This window comes from Bacteroides oleiciplenus YIT 12058 (assembly GCF_000315485.1).
GTDB classification, from domain to species: domain Bacteria; phylum Bacteroidota; class Bacteroidia; order Bacteroidales; family Bacteroidaceae; genus Bacteroides; species Bacteroides oleiciplenus.
Window position 1 is genome coordinate 149,781 of record NZ_JH992944.1, and the last position, 19,334, is coordinate 169,114.

General features: G+C 45.2%; 16 protein-coding genes. 7 read left to right on the forward strand and 9 right to left on the reverse strand.

Features of this window, described 5'->3' with window-relative positions; all coding sequences use genetic code 11:
* Positions 1-496: 496 nt before the first annotated feature.
* The 4 genes from HMPREF9447_RS20355 to HMPREF9447_RS20370 are packed head-to-tail and all read right to left on the reverse strand — an operon-like array spanning position 497 to position 4,847.
* Positions 497-2,152 (reverse strand): hypothetical protein, encoded by a 1,656-nt coding sequence (locus HMPREF9447_RS20355; protein ID WP_009131669.1) that lies wholly within the window; start codon positions 2,150-2,152, stop codon positions 497-499.
* Positions 2,153-2,164: 12 nt separating this feature from the next.
* Entirely contained in the window at positions 2,165-3,331 is a 1,167-nt protein-coding gene (locus HMPREF9447_RS20360) for a MalY/PatB family protein (RefSeq protein WP_009131670.1), read from the reverse strand.
* A gap of 16 nt (positions 3,332-3,347) precedes the next feature.
* A complete protein-coding gene (locus HMPREF9447_RS20365) occupies positions 3,348-3,965 on the reverse strand; it encodes a CPBP family intramembrane glutamic endopeptidase (RefSeq protein ID WP_009131671.1) in 618 nt (205 codons plus the stop codon).
* A 3-nt stretch (positions 3,966-3,968) separates the two neighbouring features.
* Positions 3,969-4,847 carry a prenyltransferase gene (locus tag HMPREF9447_RS20370; protein ID WP_009131672.1) on the reverse strand — a complete coding sequence of 293 codons (879 nt, stop codon included), beginning with the start codon at positions 4,845-4,847 and terminating at the stop codon, positions 3,969-3,971.
* Positions 4,848-5,111: 264 nt separating this feature from the next.
* On the opposite strand from HMPREF9447_RS20370, the gene HMPREF9447_RS20375 reads away from it, so the two are divergent.
* The 4 genes from HMPREF9447_RS20375 (at position 5,112) to HMPREF9447_RS20390 (ending at position 9,787) form a co-directional block, all read left to right on the forward strand.
* Positions 5,112-5,897, forward strand: coding sequence for a Cof-type HAD-IIB family hydrolase (locus tag HMPREF9447_RS20375; protein ID WP_009131673.1), 786 nt, complete (start codon positions 5,112-5,114; stop codon positions 5,895-5,897).
* Positions 5,898-5,934: 37 nt separating this feature from the next.
* Positions 5,935-7,935 carry an AAA family ATPase gene (locus tag HMPREF9447_RS20380; RefSeq protein WP_009131674.1) on the forward strand — a complete coding sequence of 667 codons (2,001 nt, stop codon included), beginning with the start codon at positions 5,935-5,937 and terminating at the stop codon, positions 7,933-7,935.
* Between the two features lie 173 nt (positions 7,936-8,108).
* Positions 8,109-8,723 carry an L-threonylcarbamoyladenylate synthase gene (locus HMPREF9447_RS20385; RefSeq protein WP_009131675.1) on the forward strand — a complete coding sequence of 205 codons (615 nt, stop codon included), beginning with the start codon at positions 8,109-8,111 and terminating at the stop codon, positions 8,721-8,723.
* Positions 8,724-8,776: 53 nt separating this feature from the next.
* On the forward strand, positions 8,777-9,787 hold the full coding sequence (locus HMPREF9447_RS20390; RefSeq protein ID WP_009131676.1) for an AI-2E family transporter: 1,011 nt from the start codon (positions 8,777-8,779) through the stop codon (positions 9,785-9,787).
* Positions 9,788-10,113: 326 nt separating this feature from the next.
* On the opposite strand, the gene HMPREF9447_RS20395 is transcribed toward HMPREF9447_RS20390, so the two are convergent.
* From HMPREF9447_RS20395 to HMPREF9447_RS20415, 5 genes are all read right to left on the reverse strand, one after another.
* Positions 10,114-11,757: a sialidase family protein gene (locus HMPREF9447_RS20395; RefSeq protein ID WP_009131677.1), complete on the reverse strand. Its 1,644-nt coding sequence runs from the start codon at positions 11,755-11,757 to the stop codon at positions 10,114-10,116.
* 46 nt (positions 11,758-11,803) lie between these two features.
* On the reverse strand, positions 11,804-12,442 hold the full coding sequence (locus HMPREF9447_RS20400; RefSeq protein ID WP_009131678.1) for a hypothetical protein: 639 nt from the start codon (positions 12,440-12,442) through the stop codon (positions 11,804-11,806).
* Between the two features lie 237 nt (positions 12,443-12,679).
* Positions 12,680-13,492, reverse strand: a complete 813-nt coding sequence (gene nagB, locus HMPREF9447_RS20405; RefSeq protein WP_009131680.1) for a glucosamine-6-phosphate deaminase — start codon at positions 13,490-13,492, stop codon at positions 12,680-12,682.
* Between the two features lie 43 nt (positions 13,493-13,535).
* On the reverse strand, positions 13,536-14,735 hold the full coding sequence (locus HMPREF9447_RS20410) for an FprA family A-type flavoprotein (RefSeq protein ID WP_009131681.1): 1,200 nt from the start codon (positions 14,733-14,735) through the stop codon (positions 13,536-13,538).
* A 60-nt stretch (positions 14,736-14,795) separates the two neighbouring features.
* Complete coding sequence (locus tag HMPREF9447_RS20415) at positions 14,796-15,725, reverse strand: TIGR01212 family radical SAM protein (protein WP_009131682.1); 930 nt, start codon at positions 15,723-15,725, stop codon at positions 14,796-14,798.
* Positions 15,726-16,293: 568 nt separating this feature from the next.
* Between HMPREF9447_RS20415 and HMPREF9447_RS20420 the strand changes: the two genes are divergently transcribed.
* From HMPREF9447_RS20420 to HMPREF9447_RS20430, 3 genes are read left to right on the forward strand one after another with little or no spacing between them, the layout of a single operon-like run.
* The gene (locus HMPREF9447_RS20420) at positions 16,294-17,253 is read left to right on the forward strand and encodes an ROK family protein (RefSeq protein WP_044138495.1); all 960 of its coding nucleotides are present in this window, start codon (positions 16,294-16,296) and stop codon (positions 17,251-17,253) included.
* Entirely contained in the window at positions 17,246-18,391 is a 1,146-nt protein-coding gene (locus HMPREF9447_RS20425) for an MFS transporter (protein ID WP_009131685.1), read from the forward strand. Before HMPREF9447_RS20420 ends, HMPREF9447_RS20425 begins: the two co-directional genes overlap by 8 nt.
* 34 nt (positions 18,392-18,425) lie before the next feature.
* Positions 18,426-19,187, forward strand: coding sequence for a sugar isomerase domain-containing protein (locus tag HMPREF9447_RS20430; RefSeq protein ID WP_009131686.1), 762 nt, complete (start codon positions 18,426-18,428; stop codon positions 19,185-19,187).
* Positions 19,188-19,334: the final 147 nt, after the last annotated feature.

The window sequence follows — 19,334 nt, forward strand, 5'->3', positions numbered from 1 at the left end:
GGAGGAGGAGAATTGAGATAGTGCTGTTTATCATTTGCCTCATTACTAATCAGATTTGAGGCAAATGACTTCAGCAAGGCAAAGATGTATTTACAGCTTATTGAACGTATTCAGAAAGCTTGGGGAACACGCTCGGAAAGCTTACCGAATGTGTTCGAAAAGCTTACGGAACAAACCGTTCATATATAGACAGATATGGATTACCTTCTTTTACCTTATAAGTACATGGTTGTTTCCTCTCATGGTGATTCTATTTACCCCAAATGGCAACTTCATTTACACGCCGAGGTAAAGGCCGTTACATGCCGTGGTAAAGAGCGTTACAATAGGTGGTAAAGGTCGTTACATACGGCGGTAAATACTTTTACATTGTGAGATAAATTGTATGTAAATGCTATCTACTGATAATCAATAAACTAAGCAGATGCATTGGCAAGGCTGATTCATTCCTGTGCGGATATGATTCTTTTCATTAAAGTACACACTACGAATGGCATTATTTACCCAAAACGAACTCAACAATATCTTCCTTCTCTCCCATCCCCAACTTCTTGCGGATGTTCGTCTTTCGTTGATAAATGGTAGGAATGCTTTGCTGTGTCACCACACTAATCTCCTTTGTGGAGAACTCAGCACAAAGTAAACAGCATAGTTGCTGTTCCTTATCAATGAGTACGGAGCCGAAACGTTGATTCATTTTGGTATAGAACCCATCATAGATACGGTCGATTACGGGATACAAGTCTTCCCACACTAACAGGCTTTCTACAGGAAGCTCATGATTGGTGATACCGGATATACGCCGGAGCAATTCCTGGTTTTGGGATGTAGGCTGCGTAGCCACTAAACGAATAATACCCAACTGTTGCAAAAGTATCTTCCGGAAGAACTGCCCGTCTTTCACTTCTGTTGCCGAAGTCTCTTCCTGTCCCCTATCCCCTTTCGTGGCCTCTACTAACAAGCGATTCAGAGTCTCAATGCGTTCTTCCGCTTCAATCAAGCGGTTGCGGCGCCCCCGGATATAGAAGAAAGCTCCTCCACCTACCAATACCAGCACCAATACGCAGAACAATAGCGTCAATTGCGCTTCCTGCCGCTCCACCGTTAGCATCAGATTAGCATTGGAAAGCGACTCCTTGCTTTCATCTTTCCGCTGGATAGTGCTTTGCAAAGCATAGAGAGCATTGTGGATGGAATCGTTATAACGCATCACATCCAAGAAGTCGAATGTGCCGTAGCGGGTATAGTCTATCAATCCCTGATAGTAAGCAATCATATTTTCCGTAGTCAGGAACTTCTTGAAATGGCCAACCTCAGCCTTTCCCCGGTCGAGATAGTACTGGGCAGAATCCAATTCTCCAATTTTCAAATAGCATTCCGTCAGTACAAGAGTAATCATCGCATCATTTACTTTATCAGAAGGAAAACTCTGCAAGCGTTTTGAAACTCTTATCGCCTTTTCATAGTCTTGTCCTTTGTAAGACAATAACTGTGCATAATTGCGTAAATAGTGTACCAAGCGTGCCGTATCTTTCTTTTGCGTAACCAATTCGATACTGCGGTCCATATAATAAGAAGCGGAATCATTTCCCAGCAATCCCATGGCAATGCCCAGAGAATAGCACAGTCCTTCATCTTCGCGAATGGCAATCGCCCGGAGGTGAGCCTCTATCGCTTTCTTATAATCCTTCTCGACATATACATATCTATACGCTTGTTCAGCAAGCATACTGACCATCAAATAAGTATCCCGGCACGCGATAGCCTCCACAATACCACTATCAAGCACGGCCATAGACTCTGTATGTTTTTTCAGCCAATACAAGTATTTGGATTTCAGCACGTATGAGTTCAGCATCTTCACTGTGTCCCGACCGGAAACAAAATAATTGAATGCAGGCAGAATCAAGGAATCTTCTGCCATAGAAGCCCCTCTTACATTGTGTGCAAATGTACGCAACCAGCCGTACAGCATTTTTTCCTCAAACGGCAACCGCTCCGGATTCTTTATCTGCGACAGGAGTTTCATGGCACTATCTGCATTTCCATAAATCACGTCATCTGCCTGACGCAGTACAGCCGTATTATCCGTACGACTACAAGCACACAACAAAACACAAGTTGTGACGAAAAGATATAAGAGTTTCTTCATTGGGTATAATTCTTATTGCATCACTGCATCACAAAGTTGCCGTAAAGCCTGCTCCAGCACTGAACGGGGGCAACCGATATTCAGCCGCATAAATCCTTCTCCGGGTTTGCCGAACATGGTTCCGTCGTTCAAAGCCAAGTGTGCTTTCTCTGCAAAAAGACAGGTTAACGCTTCCTGGCTCAGTCCCAGCTTCCGGCAATCCAGGAAGACAAGGTAAGAGGCTTGCGGACGTATCATGCTAATGCCGGGAATATGCTCTTTCAGATAGCTTTCCGTAAAGTCTATATTCCCTTCTATATAAGCAAGCATTTGCTCCAACCACTCAGCGCCATGCTGGTAAGCAGCGGCAGCACCAATATAGGCAAGCAAATGTCCTTCGCTGAACTCTCCGGCTTCCATAAATGTCTGGAAACGTTCGCGGATGGTTTCATTTACAGTAATTGCATACGAACTACCCAGTCCCGGCATATTGAAGGCTTTGCTGGGAGCCATGAAGACAAGTGAGTTTGCAGCAGCCTCTTCGGAAACTGTGGCAAAAGGATGATGCTTGTAGCGAGGCAGAGTCAAATCAGCGTGGATTTCATCAGAGATGACAAATGTGCCGCTATTGTGGCAGATGGCCGCAATCTCTTTCAGTTCTTCTACTGTCCAGACACGTCCACCGGGATTATGAGGGTTGCAGAGGATAAGCACTTTGCAGTCCTGTATATCTTTACGAAAGCGACCGAAGTCAATATGATACTGCCCGTCGCGCAAATCCAGAGGGGAGTAGACAACTTCGCGTCCCATCCGTTCGGTCACTAGGAAGAAAGGATGGTAAACAGGTGTCATCACCATCACTTTATCACCGGGATTAGTGAAACACTGCAAGGCAAAAGCCTGACCACGGACAATACCGGGGACAAAGGTCAACATCTCACGGGTTATATCCCATTGATGGCGGTTATGTAGCCAGGTACAAATGGAGGTGTACCACTCTTCGCAGGCAAAGGTATATCCCAGTACTTCATGCTCCAGACGCTCCCGTAAAGCATTCATTACGAAAGGCGGGGTACGGAAATCCATGTCGGCCACCCACATAGGGAGCAAGTCGTCACGTCCCCAGATATTTTTTACACCATCCCACTTCACAGAATTGGTTCCACGTCGCTCTATGATTTCATCAAAATTGTATTTCATCGTTCTATTTTATTAATTATATCGGAAAAACTACAAACACTGCTACGTCCCATACCGCATGCGATACAATCAACGCCCCAAGTTTATGCGGATACAGTCTGTAAGCCAGGCCCCAAATGCCACCAACCACCAGCGCAGCCATTACCAACATAAAGTTGAACGACCAGATATGCACCAGCGCATACACCAGCGTCGTAATTATAAATCCAGCATTCGGGTTCCATCGTTTGGAGAGCGCATTCTGCACATAGCCCCGCCAGAAGATTTCTTCCGCAGGACCTATCAGAATAAGTAACAAGATGGAAAGTAACCAGGGATTTTCTCCGGTCTTCATTCCATAAATAAGCTCTACCTGCGGACGGGCAAAGTCAAAAAGCCAGGCAGAAGCCTTATCTCCCACCCAGAAGACTCCCCACAAGACTACCGCCAACGCCACACCACCGACAATATTCTTCCAGTCGAACTTCACATCTTCCACCCACCACTGTGGACGAAGGGCAAAAGCCATATTCATCAGCACAATAGCCGAGAAACTCATCGCTGTCCAGAAGTTGAATATTCCGCTGGTCCAGGGTGAAAACATGAAAAACCACAAGAAAGCGGCTATCAATAAAGGAATAATTACTCGTTTCATATATTATATAAGGAATGTAACCGTAAACAACAAACTGAACAGAAGTTGCAGTTTTGCAGTCTTTTCATCCAGATTGGAAATCGCACAAATCCCTTCTTTGGGCAAGCGCAACATAGCACGCGCATTGGCAATGGCAGGCAGGAGTCCAAGCATAGTCAGCAACGACCACCAGGGAAAATACCCCAACACTGCACAAACCACAATCCATAGAAACGGGAAAATGACTTCAAATATATAAAGGAAGACATCGGTCTTTTTCCCCAATTTCATTGCAAGAGTACTGATTTTAGCACGTACGTCAGTCTCGATATCACGGGTATTATTGGCATGCAGGATAGCTACAGTAATCAGACCTACCGGGACAATAATCAGTAAGAGGTCGGGCAAGAACCGTCCGACGGTGATATAAGACACCCCCAGTGTAGGCAATATGGCATAAGCTACAAAAATTACAAAGTCACCGAAAGCACGGTATTTCAGCCAAGGATAGAGTAATGAACAAATCGCTCCGCAAACTCCCACCCAAAGCAAAGGAAGTCCTGTACGGACCACCAGCCAAAGACCGATAACTACCGCCGGTACCATCAGTCCCAACGCCAGGTTACGTATTTCCAACGGCATGAACTGTCCGCTTGTCAGCGTCTTCACTCCAAAGGTATCTGCCCGGTCCACTCCCCGTTCGAAGTCGAAGTAATCACTCCACGCATTACCCGAAGCATGAAAGATAATAATACCGAACAGTGCCAGCAATCCGTTCTTCCAGTCTATTACACCGTAAGCCCAATATAAATATGCCAACGTCACAATCACCGGCATAGCCGACGCCGGAAATGACCAAGGGCGCACGGCAATCAGCCAATCTTTTAAGGAATGCTTCTTCATTGTTTATTGTCAATTAAAGATATTCTGTTTCATAAATGATAATTTAGCGAAGCAGAGCTTCGCAGTAGTAAGTAATAAGTAGCAAGTAGTTAGTAGAATAGTCCTGTTTATAAAGGTGGTTATAATCCAGAGTATCTCCTACTTACTACTTTACTACTTGATACTAACTACTTATCGCGCTTCGCGCGATAAATTATTTGCTTGCAAAAATACGAATTATCCTCGCTTTTGAGTACTTTTGCACACAAGTAAAATAGAAATAATATGATTAAAGCCCTGTTTTTTGACATCGACGGCACTTTAGTGAGTTTTGACACCCATGCTATTCCCGAAACCACCATAGAAGCCATCGCCGCTGCCAAAGCCAAAGGCATTCGGATATTTATCGCTACGGGACGTCCCGCAGTTATCATCAACAACCTCTCTGCCCTGCAAAATCGCGACCTGATAGATGGTTACATAACCATGAACGGCGGATATTGTTTCGTAGGTGAAGAAGTGATTTACAAAAGTGCCATTCCTGCCGCCGACGTGCAGAAACTTGCACGCATCTCTGCCGCACAGAACTTCCCTTGCATCTTCGTAAGCGAGCATGACATCTGTGTCTGCCAGCCGGACGAAATGGTAAAGAAGATATTCAACGACTATCTGAAAGTGGATATTATTCCGGAAAAGACGCCCGAAGAAGCTATTGGACAAGAGATATTCCAGATGACACCATTCATCACACTGGAGCAAGAGCAAGTGATTCTTCCCCAATTGCCGGGTTGCGAATCCGGACGCTGGTTTCCCGCTTTTGCCGACATTACCGCCAAAGGAAACACTAAACAGAAAGGCATCGACGAAATCATCAACCACTTCGGCATTCGCTTGGAAGAAACGATGGCATTCGGCGACGGCGGTAATGACGTAAGCATGCTCCGCCATGCAGCCATCGGTGTAGCCATGGGTAATGCCGTGGATGAAGTGAAGGAACATGCCAATTATATAACGACTTCGGTGGATGAAGACGGAGTAGCCAATGCACTCCGCCATTTCTCCATCATATAGTCCTCTTTCAATTTTTAATTATTAATTTTTAGTTCTCTTGTCCCAAACAGTAGATACCAACAACAAAGAATTTCAGGATGCCCTGAGTCTTATACAATATACCCGCCAGTCCGTCTTCCTGACCGGAAAGGCGGGTACGGGTAAATCTACTTTCTTGCGATACATCTGCCAGAACATAAAGAAGAAGCACGTGGTTTTGGCACCTACGGGCATCGCCGCCATCAATGCCGGTGGCAGTACTTTGCACAGCTTCTTCAAACTACCTTTTCATCCCTTGTTGCCCGATGACCCGAATCTGAGCCTGCAACGGGGACGCATCCATGAATTCTTCAGGTACACCAAGCCTCAGCGAAAGTTACTGGAAGAACTGGAACTCATCATCATTGACGAGATTTCCATGGTACGTGCAGACATAATCGACGCAGTGGACCGCATTCTGCGCGTTTACTCCCGCAACCTGCGCGAACCTTTCGGCGGAAAACAACTCCTGTTAGTAGGTGATGTTTTCCAACTCGAACCTGTAGTGAAAGGTGATGAACGGGAAATTTTGAATCGCTTCTATCCCACTCCTTACTTTTTCTCTGCAAGGGTATTCAGCCAGATAGACCTCGTATCTATCGAACTCCAGAAGGTTTACCGCCAGACGGACAAAGTATTCGTCAACGTTCTGGACCACATCCGCAGCAATACGGCCGGTGCCGCCGACCTGCAATTGCTCAATACCCGCTACGGTACCGACATCGAAGAAAACGAGGAAGATATGTACATTACCCTCGCGACGCGACGCGACAATGTGGATTACATCAACGACCGGAAACTGGCGGAACTGCCCGGCGACTCCATTACTTTCCGCGGCGAAGTCACAGGCGATTTTCCTGAAAGCAGCCTGCCTACTTCTCGAGAGCTAGTATTGAAGCCTGGCGCACAAGTCATCTTTATCAAAAATGATTTCGACCGTCGTTGGGTGAACGGCACTATCGGCGTAGTCAGCGGTTTCGATGAAATAGAAGAAACCCTCTACATCATCACCGATGACGGAAAAGAATGCGACGTCAAGCCTGAACACTGGAAGAACATCCGCTACAAATACAACGAAAAGAAAAAAGAGATAGAAGAAGAAGTGCTCGGCACCTTCTCACAGTTCCCCGTACGGCTGGCATGGGCAATCACTGTCCACAAGAGCCAGGGATTGACCTTCAGCCGTGTTGTCATCGACTTCACCGGCGGTGTTTTTGCCGGTGGGCAAGCGTACGTAGCCCTCAGCCGTTGCACATCACTGGAAGGTATTCAGTTAAAGAAGCCCGTCAACCGTGCCGACATCTTCGTCCGCCCAGAGATAGTGAACTTTGCCGAACGTTTCAACAACCGGCAAGCCATAGACCGCGCCCTGAAGCAGGCACAAGCCGACGTGGAATATGCCGCTGCTACCAAAGCCTTTGATGAAGGAAACTTTGAAGTCTTCCTAAACCAGTTCTTCAAAGCCATACACTCCCGATACGACATAGAAAAACCCGCCATTCAACGGCTCATCCGCCGCAAGTTAGGCGTGATTAACAAACTGCGTGACAGCAACGAACAACTAAAAGCTCAGATGGCAGAGCAACAGAAACGCCTGCAAACTTATGCACGTGAGTATTACCTGATGGGCAACGAGTCTATCACTCTTGCCCACGACTCCCGTGCCGCCATTGCCAACTACGACAAGGCACTGGAACTTTATCCGGAATACGCGGACGCGTGGGTACGCAAAGGCATCACCCTCTTCAACGACGGTAAATACCTTGAAGCGGAAGAATGTCTGACACGTGCTGTGAAACTACGCCCGGCAGAATTTAAAGCCGTTTATAACCGCGGAAAACTGCGCCTGAAACAGCAAGATACCGAAGGCGCCATTGCTGATTTAGACAAGGCCACCACCCTGAAACCTGAACATGCCGGAGCCCACGAACTCTTCGGCGATGCCTTGATGCAGGCGGGGAAAGAAGTAGAAGCCGCACTGCAATGGCGGCTGGCAGAGGAGATACGTAAAAAGAAGTGATTAAGGGTTAGTGATTAGTGATTAATACCATACGGCATGATAGTGCAGCCCATTAATCACTAACCCTTAATCACTAATCACTAATCGTTAATCACTAAATAACCTGCTTATTTGATAATAAGAAACTTATTCCCTACTTTTGTGTTATTATATATAGACTAATTGCCAGCCCTATGCTTCTGAAACTTTACGAAAAGAATAACAATCCCCAAGACCTGCAACAGGTAGTGGATATTCTGAATGACGGCGGAATCATCATCTACCCCACTGATACTATGTATGCCATTGGTTGCCATGGACTGAAAGAGCGTGCCATCGAGCGCATCTGCCGCATCAAGGATATTGACCCGCGCAAGAATAACCTTTCTATTATCTGCTATGACCTGAGCAGCATCAGTGAATATGCCAAAGTGGATAACACTACGTTCAAGCTAATGAAACGGAATCTGCCCGGTGCTTTCACTTTCATCTTGAACGGTACGACCCGGCTACCCAAAATTTTCCGTAACCGGAAAGAAGTAGGTATCCGTATGCCGGATAGTGCTATCATCCAGGAAATAGCCCGCATATTAGATGCTCCCATCATGACCACCACCCTTCCTCACGACGACCATGAGGATATAGAATACAGTACCGATCCGGAACTGATTGACGAAAAATTCGGTGATCTTGTCGATTTAATTATCGATGGCGGCATCGGTGGAACAGAACTTTCCACCATTGTGAATTGCACCAATGAAGAAATTGAAGTCGTGCGTCAAGGGAAAGGCTGGTTAGATGAAGGATAACTCAACCAAATGCTCATCTTGTTTGTTTCTTAAAATAAAGTAACAATAAGTATATGAGCACAAAAGAGCAATACTGGAAATATTCATTAATTACCATCATCATTGGGCTGGGCGTAATCCTATTCTTTCAGATCACTCCTTTTCTGGGAGGATTATTGGGCGCACTCACCATTTATATCTTGGTCAGAAAACAGATGATACATCTGACTGGTAGACGAAAAATGAAACGGAGCCTTGCCGCCGCACTCATCACCACCGAATCCATACTCTTTTTCCTGGTCCCGCTGGCACTGGCAGTATGGTTATTGGTCAGTAAATTACAAGATATTAATCTCGACCCTCAGAGCATTATCGCCCCCGTTGAAGACATGGCGCGCATTATTAAAGACAAGACAGGTTATGATGTACTTGGTAAGGATACAACTTCATTCATCATCTCTATACTCCCCACGATAGGGCAATTCGTAATGAATGGCATCAGCAGCTTTGCCGTCAACCTCTTTGTACTGGTCTTTGTACTCTACTTCATGCTGATAGGCGGGCAGAAAATGGAGAAATACATCAACGAAATACTTCCTTTCAGTGAAACCAATACGAATCACGTGGTGCACGAAATCAAGATGATTGTACACTCCAACGCCATCGGTATCCCTTTGCTGGCAATTATCCAGGGAGGTGTAGCCATGATAGGTTACTGGTTCTTTGATGTCCCTGACATTTTGCTGACGGGATTCCTCACCTGCCTTGCGACAGTTATTCCGATGGTAGGGACAGCGTTGGTATGGTTCCCCATTGCCGTCTACATGGCATTGTCCGGTGACTGGTTCAATGGCATCGGGTTAGCGATATTCGGAACTTTGATTATCTCCCAGCTTGATAACCTGATACGTTTCATTCTGCAAAAGAAAATGGCTGATATACATCCACTTATCACAATATTCGGAGTTGTCATCGGTCTTTCTCTATTCGGTTTCATGGGTGTTATCTTCGGACCGCTATTACTCTCGCTGTTCTTCCTTTTTGTGGATATGTTCAAGAGAGAGTATCTGGACAGGCAAAAATAAGCCAGATACATTGTTCAGGTGATATTATCGTTGTTCTCCTATACAATATACAAAATAAAGGCGGAAAGCCCCCCTATTACCCGAAGACTTTCCGCCTATAGAGCATTTGGATAATTGAATATCCAACACCCTAACCAGTAGTTATAATGGTAATATAGCAACAGTGTCTGTGATGCCAATTCTGTTATTAATTTGTCGTCAAAGTTAGAGCTATGAAACTACATAACCTAAAAAAGAGTGTGGACAAAGGAAATATGGATATTCAACTATATATCAACAATATACCCCAGTACAGCATGGCATTATGTGGACAAAAAAAGTAGAATTTAACTATCCAAACACACAATATCTTTCAGTTTAATTGCCTGAAACGTAATATGGGCTACACTACTCTCATAAAGGATACCAATGGTTTCTTTATCAACCATAGTAAGACAGGTGTATCCCCAGTTATCACCTTCGTCCAACAGAAGTTGATATTCCGGAAGCCAAGTTACACCTTTATCTAAACTGATCTTGATTGTAATATCACGACGTCCCTTTGTTGTATTGGGATTAGAGAAGATAAGCAAGTCGCGATTCAAAATATTATCTTTCGCCTTTACACTAATCAGACTTGCCATACAGACCGGTTCCTGCAAGGCTTTACGCGAAGATTCATGCTCAGCCCACGTTTCACCTAAATCTTTCGTGGTTGCTACAGCACGGCTTCCTCCCCGGTTATCACGCATATTCAGCATCAACACTCCCGGCTCAATCTCAGCAGCTTGAGCTTCTGTAGTATTTGTACGGGCATAGTTATGCATTTTCCAGGTCTTTCCCCTATCCTTACTATACATAATGCCTGCATTTGGCACACGGGTGGAATCAATGAACTGAGTAGGAAAAACGAGAGTACCATCATCCATCGTGATGCCCCGTCCTGGTCCTTGTAATAAAAAGTACCAGGATGGATCTTTCACTTGTTCTGTTATATTAATAGGTGCCGACCAGGTTTTACCATCGTCTGTACTCTTTGCCAGAACGAGTTGTGCCGTATGGTTCATATCCACTCCCGGATGTGAGCTCCACCAGGCACGCTGATTTCCCATACCATGAGTCCAGGCAGCAACTATCCACACATTGTTGGTTTTCGTATCTACCAATATGGCAGGGTCTCCCACTCCATTTTGAGCCGAAGGCAGCCCGCCCTCTTCACCGAAAGCCAGAGGCAGGCGCATCTTTTCCCATGTTTTCCCACCATCTATGCTGCGGCTCAATCCTATATCTACATGTTCCTGTAAATCGACACTATTATTATAACGTACATCATATACCCCCAGTAAAGTCCCTTCATTAGTGGTCACCAAACCCGGAATGCGATATGCCGCCGAATTGTCATCACCGGCATGGCGCACGCCCACTCCCATCCGGTGTTCGATACCATGCCGGGAAGCAATATCCAAAAGAGCTTCCTTACCATCCAGCGTAACGGAAGTCACAACTGCCATTACCTTAGTATCCAATGAAGCTTCCAGCTTCATCTGCAAACTAACCCAAAAGAAATTAATACCGGGAAACAAATTCTGATTAGCGACGAGAACAACACGGTTCTGCGGATTAGAAACTTCCGCTTTCTGTATGGAATAGGAAGGATTAGCAGCCAAAGTCTTCCCGGGCGTATGACTTGAAATATATTCTACAGGAGCAAAACGCCTCTTCCTCTTATCCTGTAATGCCTCAGTACCACTATAATAAAGTTTAACCGACTGAATTGCAGACACATTAGTATCCTTTCCAAAATCTAGCACTATTTCATTCAATACCTTGCTCTCCTTTGCATCCAGACGCAAACAGAACAAAACATTATCTACCCTTTCTATCAAAACAGGAATCTGTGTTTCCCGAATAAAGATTGTATCCGCAGCCCGGATAACTGAGATTGAACACAGTAAACAGAATAATAAAAACAGAATTGCCTGCTTCTTCATAATATAGATCAAGTTAATAGAGTGTTATCGGTTACAAAGATAACATTCAATAATAAAAATCCCATATTTGTTGCCGTAAAACATTCTTTCCCACCTCATCTTGTTGCAACATTCCCCTTTCCTGAAGAGAATAAAGCCTCTCCAGTAAAAGAACCATCTGTTTCTCACAAATATGCATGTCACAGACTTCTTTCGCCCAGTCCACTGTTTCTTCAAAAACATCGACAGAAGAAAGACAGAGTACTTTTTGTTTTTCAGGTTTGCGGAGCATATCCGCCATGAATGACAAAATCCTGGATACCATCTTCTTGCTCCGGCTGTGAACACGGGACTTCGGATTCTTTAAACGCAACAGAAAATATTGTCCAATCCATAAAGAGGCAGTAAAAGCTTCCGCAGAAGGATGCTCTAACCTTTTCCAAAATTTAATAAGAAAAGTATCCACTTCTCCTAACATTCCATCAGTATCATCATCTATATAATACCTGTGTGCCAAGCACTCTATCACGCATCCCAGTTTTGCTACACATACCCCGCTCTTGGTTTCACTCACTATCTTTTCCGCTTCCCTCAGAGACTTGAAAGCATTATCTTCTTCTATGCGATCGTCATACAGCCGGAATTGATGGAATAATGAAAGAGAACGGCATAGTAAGTCGTCAAAAGGGCAATCCGTATCATTCATATTCAAACGATTTATCCATTTAAAAAGTTATAAAGTTAAGAACGATAAAGATGATAACAAATAAATGTCAGTGGACAAAATCACTCCACAACAGGGAGTTAATTTTCAATATATTACCTCTAAAAAAGATATTATTTTTCAGGTAATAAGTGGACAAAACTAAAAAAAATAGCGCACTCCGCTCCACACTATCAGTGGAAAACGGACTGCGCAATTACTTTTATATGAAATATTCTTTTACTTCAGCAAAGAAACCGGGTCCAGATGATCCGCCTCAATATCTTTAAAGTAGCGATAAGTACCTACTTTCAATTCAAAAGTAGCATCGTCGTCCGCCACAATAATCCCTTTTTCATGCATCTGCAGAGCACTGATGGTCCACATCTGTGTAATGGCACCTTCTACTGCATGATAGAGAGCACGGGCCTTGTTATGACCGTTCACGATAATCATTACTTCCTTAGCGGAAAGCACTGTACCTACACCTACTGTAAGAGCTGTTTTAGGCACTTTGTTCACATCGTTATCGAAGAAACGGGAGTTGGCAATAATAGTATCTGTAGTCAAAGTTTTCTGGCGTGTGCGAGAAGACAAAGAAGAGCCAGGCTCATTAAAAGCAATATGTCCGTCAGGGCCGATGCCCCCCATAAACAGGTCGATGCCACCATAAGACTTAATCTTATCTTCATAGCGTGCACATTCGGCATCCAAGTCGGCAGCATTACCGTTCAGGATATTAGTGTTCTCCGATTTAATGTCGATATGGCTGAAGAAGTTATTCCACATAAAAGAGTAATAACTTTCGGGGTGCTCTTTGGGCAGACCTACATACTCGTCCATATTGAAAGTAACTACATTCTGGAAGGAAACAATTCCTTTCTTGTTCAGGTCGATTAACTCCTTGTACATACCAAGCGGTGATGAACCGGTAGGACATCCCAGGACAAACGGTTTTTCAGGCGTCGGATTAGCTGCCTTAATTTTAGCGGCCACATAATGGGCAGCCCACTTGGATACGGATTGATAATCCGGTTGGATGATTAGTCTCATTGTGATTGTTTTTTATCAGGTTAATAAATTAGGGGATTCTTGATTACTCCCTGTCCTTCTTCAGGCGCTCTGCCATAGAACGTGCCAGGTGTTCGCATTGTTCGTAAGTGATGTCTTTCATCGCTTGCTTCATCTCGACCGGGTCGGCTACAATTTCGAACTTGCTCTTCTCTGCGAATTCAGCCATACGCTTCACCGCAGCACCCGCCCAGGTGAATGAACCGAAATAGCCCAGATAGCGGCCTTTCACTTCACGTATCAGTATCTTGGAGAGCAAAGATTCTATATCCGGATAAATCTGGTTGCTATAAGTAGGGCTACCGATAATCAAGCCGCGATATTTAAAAATGTCAGCAATAATATAGGAGGGATTACTCTTACTTACATTATGCATCACGATATTCTTGACGCCTTGAGCTGAAAGTTCAGCAGCAATTGCTTCCGCCATCTGTTCCGTATGACCATACATGGAACCATAGGCTATCACCACGCCCTCGTCCGCAGCATAACGGCTCAGTTTGTCATAAATGCCTATCACCTTATTTATATAGTCTGTCCATACAGGACCGTGAGTGGAGCAAATGGTGGTAATGTGCAGCCCACCCAACTTCTGCAAAGCTTTCTGTACGGGAGAGCCATATTTACCTACAATGTTGGAGTAATAGCGCACCATTTCGTCCCAATAACGGTCGGTATTGATACGTGTATCAAGGAAGCCACCGTCCAGCGTGCCGAAACATCCGAAACCGTCACCGGAGAAGAGTACACCCTCTGTTTCATCAAAAGTCATCATAGTTTCGGGCCAGTGCACCATTGGTGTCAGGTAGAAACGGAGTTTATGATGTCCCAGTGCCAGAAAATCTTCGTCTTTCACAACGTATTGTTCGCCCGTCACGCCATAGTAACCCTCGATCATGCCGAAAGTCTGCTTGTTGCCTACGATAATTATGTCGGGATAATGCTGTTTTATAAGGCGAATGGAGCCGGAATGATCGGGTTCCATATGATTGATGATAAGATATTGAATGGGGCGTTCGCCAATAATGCTTTTTATCTTACGGAGATATACCTCAAAGTAACAGGCATCTACCGTATCAATCAGCGCTACTGTTTCGTCATCTATCAGATAAGAATTATAGGACACCCCGTAAGGCAACGGCCACAGGCCCTCAAACAAATGCTTGTTGCGGTCATTCACTCCTACGTAGTGTATTTTTCCTTTTATCATTGTCTTCTGGTTCATAATACTTCTTTATTTAGATTGATTCCACATTTAAACAGCCGCAAAAATAAGTTTTTTTTCTCACATTTCATATTTCTTTCCCTGATAAGCACCAAGTTGGCGCATTCTTTTTTGCACCCGATGGTTGAATTCATAATTTTTCAGTCCCCAGTCGGGTGCTATTAACAATTCTTTAGGAGACTGTGAGACAAAGCGTTCCAGTACTAAATCAGGACGAAGATGCTCTATGTAGTCTACCACCAAGTCAATATATTCTTCTACATCGAACAGATGGAAATCTTCGGGATGCTGTTCGTATTCATGCGCCATGCGGGTGCCACGTATCAGTTGTAATTGATGCATCTTCAGGGTTGTGAGCGGCAAGCGTGATAAAGTGGAAGCTTGCGCTACCAGTTCTCCGGGAGTTTCTCCCGGGAGTCCCAATATGACGTGTCCACCAGTAAGGATGCCACAGGCTACAGTACGCTCCACGGCATCTATTGTGTCCTGATAGGTATGCCCGCGATTGATGCGGCGAAGCGTCACATCATTGGTACTTTCGATGCCGTATTCAACTAATAAAAAGGTGTTTTTGTTCACCTCTTCCAGATAACGCAGCAGAGCATCCGGCATGCAGTCCGGACGAGTGCCGATAACCAAGCCCACCACATCGGGCACTGTCAGGGCCTCTTCATACTTTCGTTTCAGAGCTTCCAATTCGCCGTAAGTGTTGGTATATGCTTGGAAATAGGCAAGATATTTCATTTCGGGATACTTATGGGAGAAAAAGACTTTGCCTTCTTCCAGTTGCCGGGTGACGGATTTCTCAGTACGGCAATATTCGGGATTAAAAGTCTGATTATTGCAGTAAGTGCAACCGCCATAACCTTTGAAGCCATCCCGGTTGGGACAAGTGAACCCGGCGTTGAGCGATATCTTCTGTACCTTATACGGAAAATAACGTTTCAGAAAGCGTGGAAACTCATTATATAATATAGGTGTGGAATCCATATATCAGTTATTTAATGACAAAAATAAGGCTTTTCTTCGGGAAGTATGCGCTAAAGGGACACAAATTATACAAATAGTCAATCACCTCATAGGGAAGACAACCCAATATGGCAGATGCGCAAGCCTATAACATACCAGCTATAGCTTTATCACTCATTTAAACCGGACCTGAACCGGGCCTTCTCCTTCCCTATAGAGAAGGAGTAAGTAAGGAGTAGGTAGGGAGTAGGTAAGGAGTAAGTAAGGAGTAGGTCCATAGTGGATAGGAGAAAAGAGACTGATTACTCAAACGGTTTTCATTGTTCTTATTTTATAGAACACGCCGAAACCATTTGTTAACGAACACAAAAGAATAACTTTTAGACTGTACAAAAAAACGTTTCAAGCACTGATTTTCAAGCATATTCAATAACAATCTTACAATAAAAGGCAATACTATTATATATATTTTAGTGATTAGTGACATATTTTACACACATTTTCCTCGTTTCTAAGGCATTGAAAACAAAATAAATTCATAGCTTTGCCTAAAACCTTGATAAATCAACCTATAAATACTATAATCACCATGGCTACCATCGCTCTCGACATAGGCGGCACCAAAATAGCAAGCGCTATTTTCCTCCCCGACGGAAGTATGTTGTTCAACCGGAAGCGCCTGCTGAAAGGAAGAACAGGACACGAAGTAGGTAAACTCGCCGCAGAAATCCTTGCCAAACTCCTGACAGTTGCCCGTAGAAGCCGTATCCAGATTGACGGTATCGGTGTATGTGTGCCCGGCATCGTTTATTCACAGACGGGACGCGTATGGGCGCCGAATATCCCCGGATGGGAAAATTATCCGCTACAAGAGGTGCTCCGCACCGTGACTGCACCAGGTATCGACATTTACATCGACAGCGACCGTACCTGCTACATGTACGGCGAAATGTGGCAAGGAGCTGCCAAAGAATGCCACAGCGCCGTGTTCATTGCCGTGGGAACGGGTATCGGAGCAGGTATTATCATCGACGGACACGTGTTGCATGGTGCAAGCGACATCATCGGCGCTACGGGATGGATGGCACTTCAACCTCCTTATAATGAAGAATACGATGCTTGCGGTTGCTTTGAATATTATGCTTCGGGCAATGGCATCGGAGCCAGAGTGCGGGATGCTGTCCGGGCAAACAAATCTTATAAAGGCCGTCTGCGCCAGAAGCCGATTTGCCGCATTTCTGCCTATGATGTATTCAGCGCCTACAATGAGAAAGACCCGATTGCAGTTTCCGTTCTGCACAAAGCCATAGAAATGTGGGGAATGGCTTCTGCCAACATTGTCAGTCTGCTCAATCCACAAAAGATAATCTGGGGCGGCGGTGTATTCGGTCCCGCCGGCATTTTCATCGACGACATCTACAAGGAAGCCTGCAAATGGGCACAACCGCTCAGCATCAAACAGGTGGAATTCGTAGCCTCTCAATTATCCGGCAATGCCGGACTGATAGGAGCCGCTTTTCTCGCTATTAAAAAGCATTTATATGAGTAATTACAAAAAGAATCTGGTATTCACGGCTGCGTGCATCGGTATGTGCTTCTTTGGCATTTCGATGATTACGTTAGGGGCGGTATTGCCATCCCTCACCACCAAACTGGGTTTGGATAACCTCCAAGCCACCGCATTGGTGACGTTCCTGCCTCTCGGCCTATTGGGAGGTTCCCTGCTGTTCGGTCCTATTGTGGACCGCTTCGGACATAAGGCATTGCTATTGCTCAGTTGCCTGGTGGTGCTGCTCGGACTGGAGGGAATCGCTTTCTTCACAAGCATTCCGTTGTTACAGCTCTCTATTATCGGCATCGGGTTGGGCGGCGGCATTCTGAATGGTGAAACGAATGCGTTGGTAGCCGATATTTCCAACGAGGAAGAGAAAGGTTCACGCCTCAGTCTGCTCGGAGCATTCTATGGCATCGGAGCATTGGGAATACCTGTGTTGCTAAGCTTCCTGTCCGAATACTATTCTTTTGAAATAATACTGCAAGGCACAGGCGTTGTGATGCTGGCAGGCATTCTGTTCTGTCTCGGTGTACGCTTCCCCGCCCCCAAACAGCCGCAAGGATTCCCTATTAAGGAAGGCTTGGGACTGTTGAAGGAAAGCAGTCTGTTGTTGCTAAGTTTCATCCTGTTCTTCCAAAGTGGCATCGAAGGTGTATGCAATAACTGGACTACTCTCTATCTGGGACAAACCACCAACATCCCCGAAAACCGTGCTCTTATGGCACTGACCTGTATGGTGGCCGGACTGACCGTTGCCCGCTTGTTGCTGGTAGTCCTGTTCAAGAAGATACGACAGGAGACGGTTCTCCGCATCAGTCTGATTACGGCTGCGGTGGGATTCGCGCTATTGACTTTCTCGCCTAACTTCGCACGTGCCGCCGCAGGTATGGTGCTGATTGGTGCGGGACTGGCATCCACATTCCCCGTTATACTCAGCATCATCGGCAGCCGTTACGCCTCCCTTTCGGGAACGGCCTTCAGCGTGGCACTCGTCATCGCCCTCATCGGACAGACGTTGCTGAACAGCCTGACGGGAATTATTTCACAAGGATACAGCATAGCAGTGTATCCGTACATGATGATTGCCTCCTTACTCATCATGCTTCTATTGTTTAAACGTTCACTCAAATAAAAGAAATTATTTACCCCCTTAAAACAAAAAAATTATGTTAGCATTAGAATGGTTAAAAAACGCGCATGGCATCATGGAAAAACTGGAAGCCACGCAATTGGAGAATATCAAAAAGGCAGCCACCGTTATGGCAGACTCTATCGAAGCCGGACGCTGGGTACATACGTTCGGATGTGGTCACGCTACTATCCCTGTTGAAGAGATGTATCCGCGCATCGGCAGCTTCGTAGGTTTCCACCCGTTATGCGAACTCCCGCTGACATTCTTTACACAAATCATCGGCCAGATGGGTATCCACCAGTTCCTTTTCTTGGAAAGAACCGAAGGGTACGGACAAGCAATCATGAAGAATTATGATTTCGACTCCAAAGATTGCCTCTGGATTTTCTCTCACACAGGCATCAATGCAGTGAATATCGACGTAGCACTGGAAGCTAAGAAACGCGGCATGAAAGTGATTGTTTACGGTTCGGCTGGAGAAACGGGCGACAAGGCAAGCCGTCATTCCAGCGGTAAGAACTTGTTCCAACTTGCGGACATCGTAGTAGACTCCTGCGTACCTTTGGTAGATGCTTCCGTGCCTTTGAAGAACCACTTCGACAAGGTAGGTCCGTTGTCTACTCTGAGCTTTGTGACTATGGTATGGATGACCATCACTACCGTTGCCGAGATTCTGGCAGACCGTGGCGTACAATTGTACATACACCCGTCACACAATGTTCCGGGCGATACAACAGCTCACGAACGTCTGGATGCAGCTATTGCTGAGTATCAGAAAAAAGTAAAAATCCTCTAAAACCAACAGACGACCCTAATCATCATCTATGAGTGACGGTAGCCCGCCTCAGCTTTGCCCCCACAAAGCTGGACGGGCTTTTTTTCATGAATAAAACAAAATAAATATTCACTAAATGAGTGAATATCTTAAATTAGAGTTATCTTT

Coding starts and splice junctions, on each gene's coding strand:
- HMPREF9447_RS20395 (WP_009131677.1), bottom strand. CDS start 11,757: ATGAAGAAGCAGGCAATTCTGTTTTTATTATTCTGTTTACTGTGTTCA.
- HMPREF9447_RS20390 (WP_009131676.1), top strand. CDS start 8,777: ATGAGCACAAAAGAGCAATACTGGAAATATTCATTAATTACCATCATC.
- HMPREF9447_RS20420 (WP_044138495.1), top strand. CDS start 16,294: ATGGCTACCATCGCTCTCGACATAGGCGGCACCAAAATAGCAAGCGCT.
- HMPREF9447_RS20370 (WP_009131672.1), bottom strand. CDS start 4,847: ATGAAGAAGCATTCCTTAAAAGATTGGCTGATTGCCGTGCGCCCTTGG.
- HMPREF9447_RS20375 (WP_009131673.1), top strand. CDS start 5,112: ATGATTAAAGCCCTGTTTTTTGACATCGACGGCACTTTAGTGAGTTTT.
- nagB (WP_009131680.1), bottom strand. CDS start 13,492: ATGAGACTAATCATCCAACCGGATTATCAATCCGTATCCAAGTGGGCT.
- HMPREF9447_RS20355 (WP_009131669.1), bottom strand. CDS start 2,152: ATGAAGAAACTCTTATATCTTTTCGTCACAACTTGTGTTTTGTTGTGT.
- HMPREF9447_RS20410 (WP_009131681.1), bottom strand. CDS start 14,735: ATGAACCAGAAGACAATGATAAAAGGAAAAATACACTACGTAGGAGTG.
- HMPREF9447_RS20415 (WP_009131682.1), bottom strand. CDS start 15,725: ATGGATTCCACACCTATATTATATAATGAGTTTCCACGCTTTCTGAAA.
- HMPREF9447_RS20400 (WP_009131678.1), bottom strand. CDS start 12,442: ATGAATGATACGGATTGCCCTTTTGACGACTTACTATGCCGTTCTCTT.
- HMPREF9447_RS20385 (WP_009131675.1), top strand. CDS start 8,109: ATGCTTCTGAAACTTTACGAAAAGAATAACAATCCCCAAGACCTGCAA.
- HMPREF9447_RS20360 (WP_009131670.1), bottom strand. CDS start 3,331: ATGAAATACAATTTTGATGAAATCATAGAGCGACGTGGAACCAATTCT.
- HMPREF9447_RS20365 (WP_009131671.1), bottom strand. CDS start 3,965: ATGAAACGAGTAATTATTCCTTTATTGATAGCCGCTTTCTTGTGGTTT.
- HMPREF9447_RS20430 (WP_009131686.1), top strand. CDS start 18,426: ATGTTAGCATTAGAATGGTTAAAAAACGCGCATGGCATCATGGAAAAA.
- HMPREF9447_RS20425 (WP_009131685.1), top strand. CDS start 17,246: ATGAGTAATTACAAAAAGAATCTGGTATTCACGGCTGCGTGCATCGGT.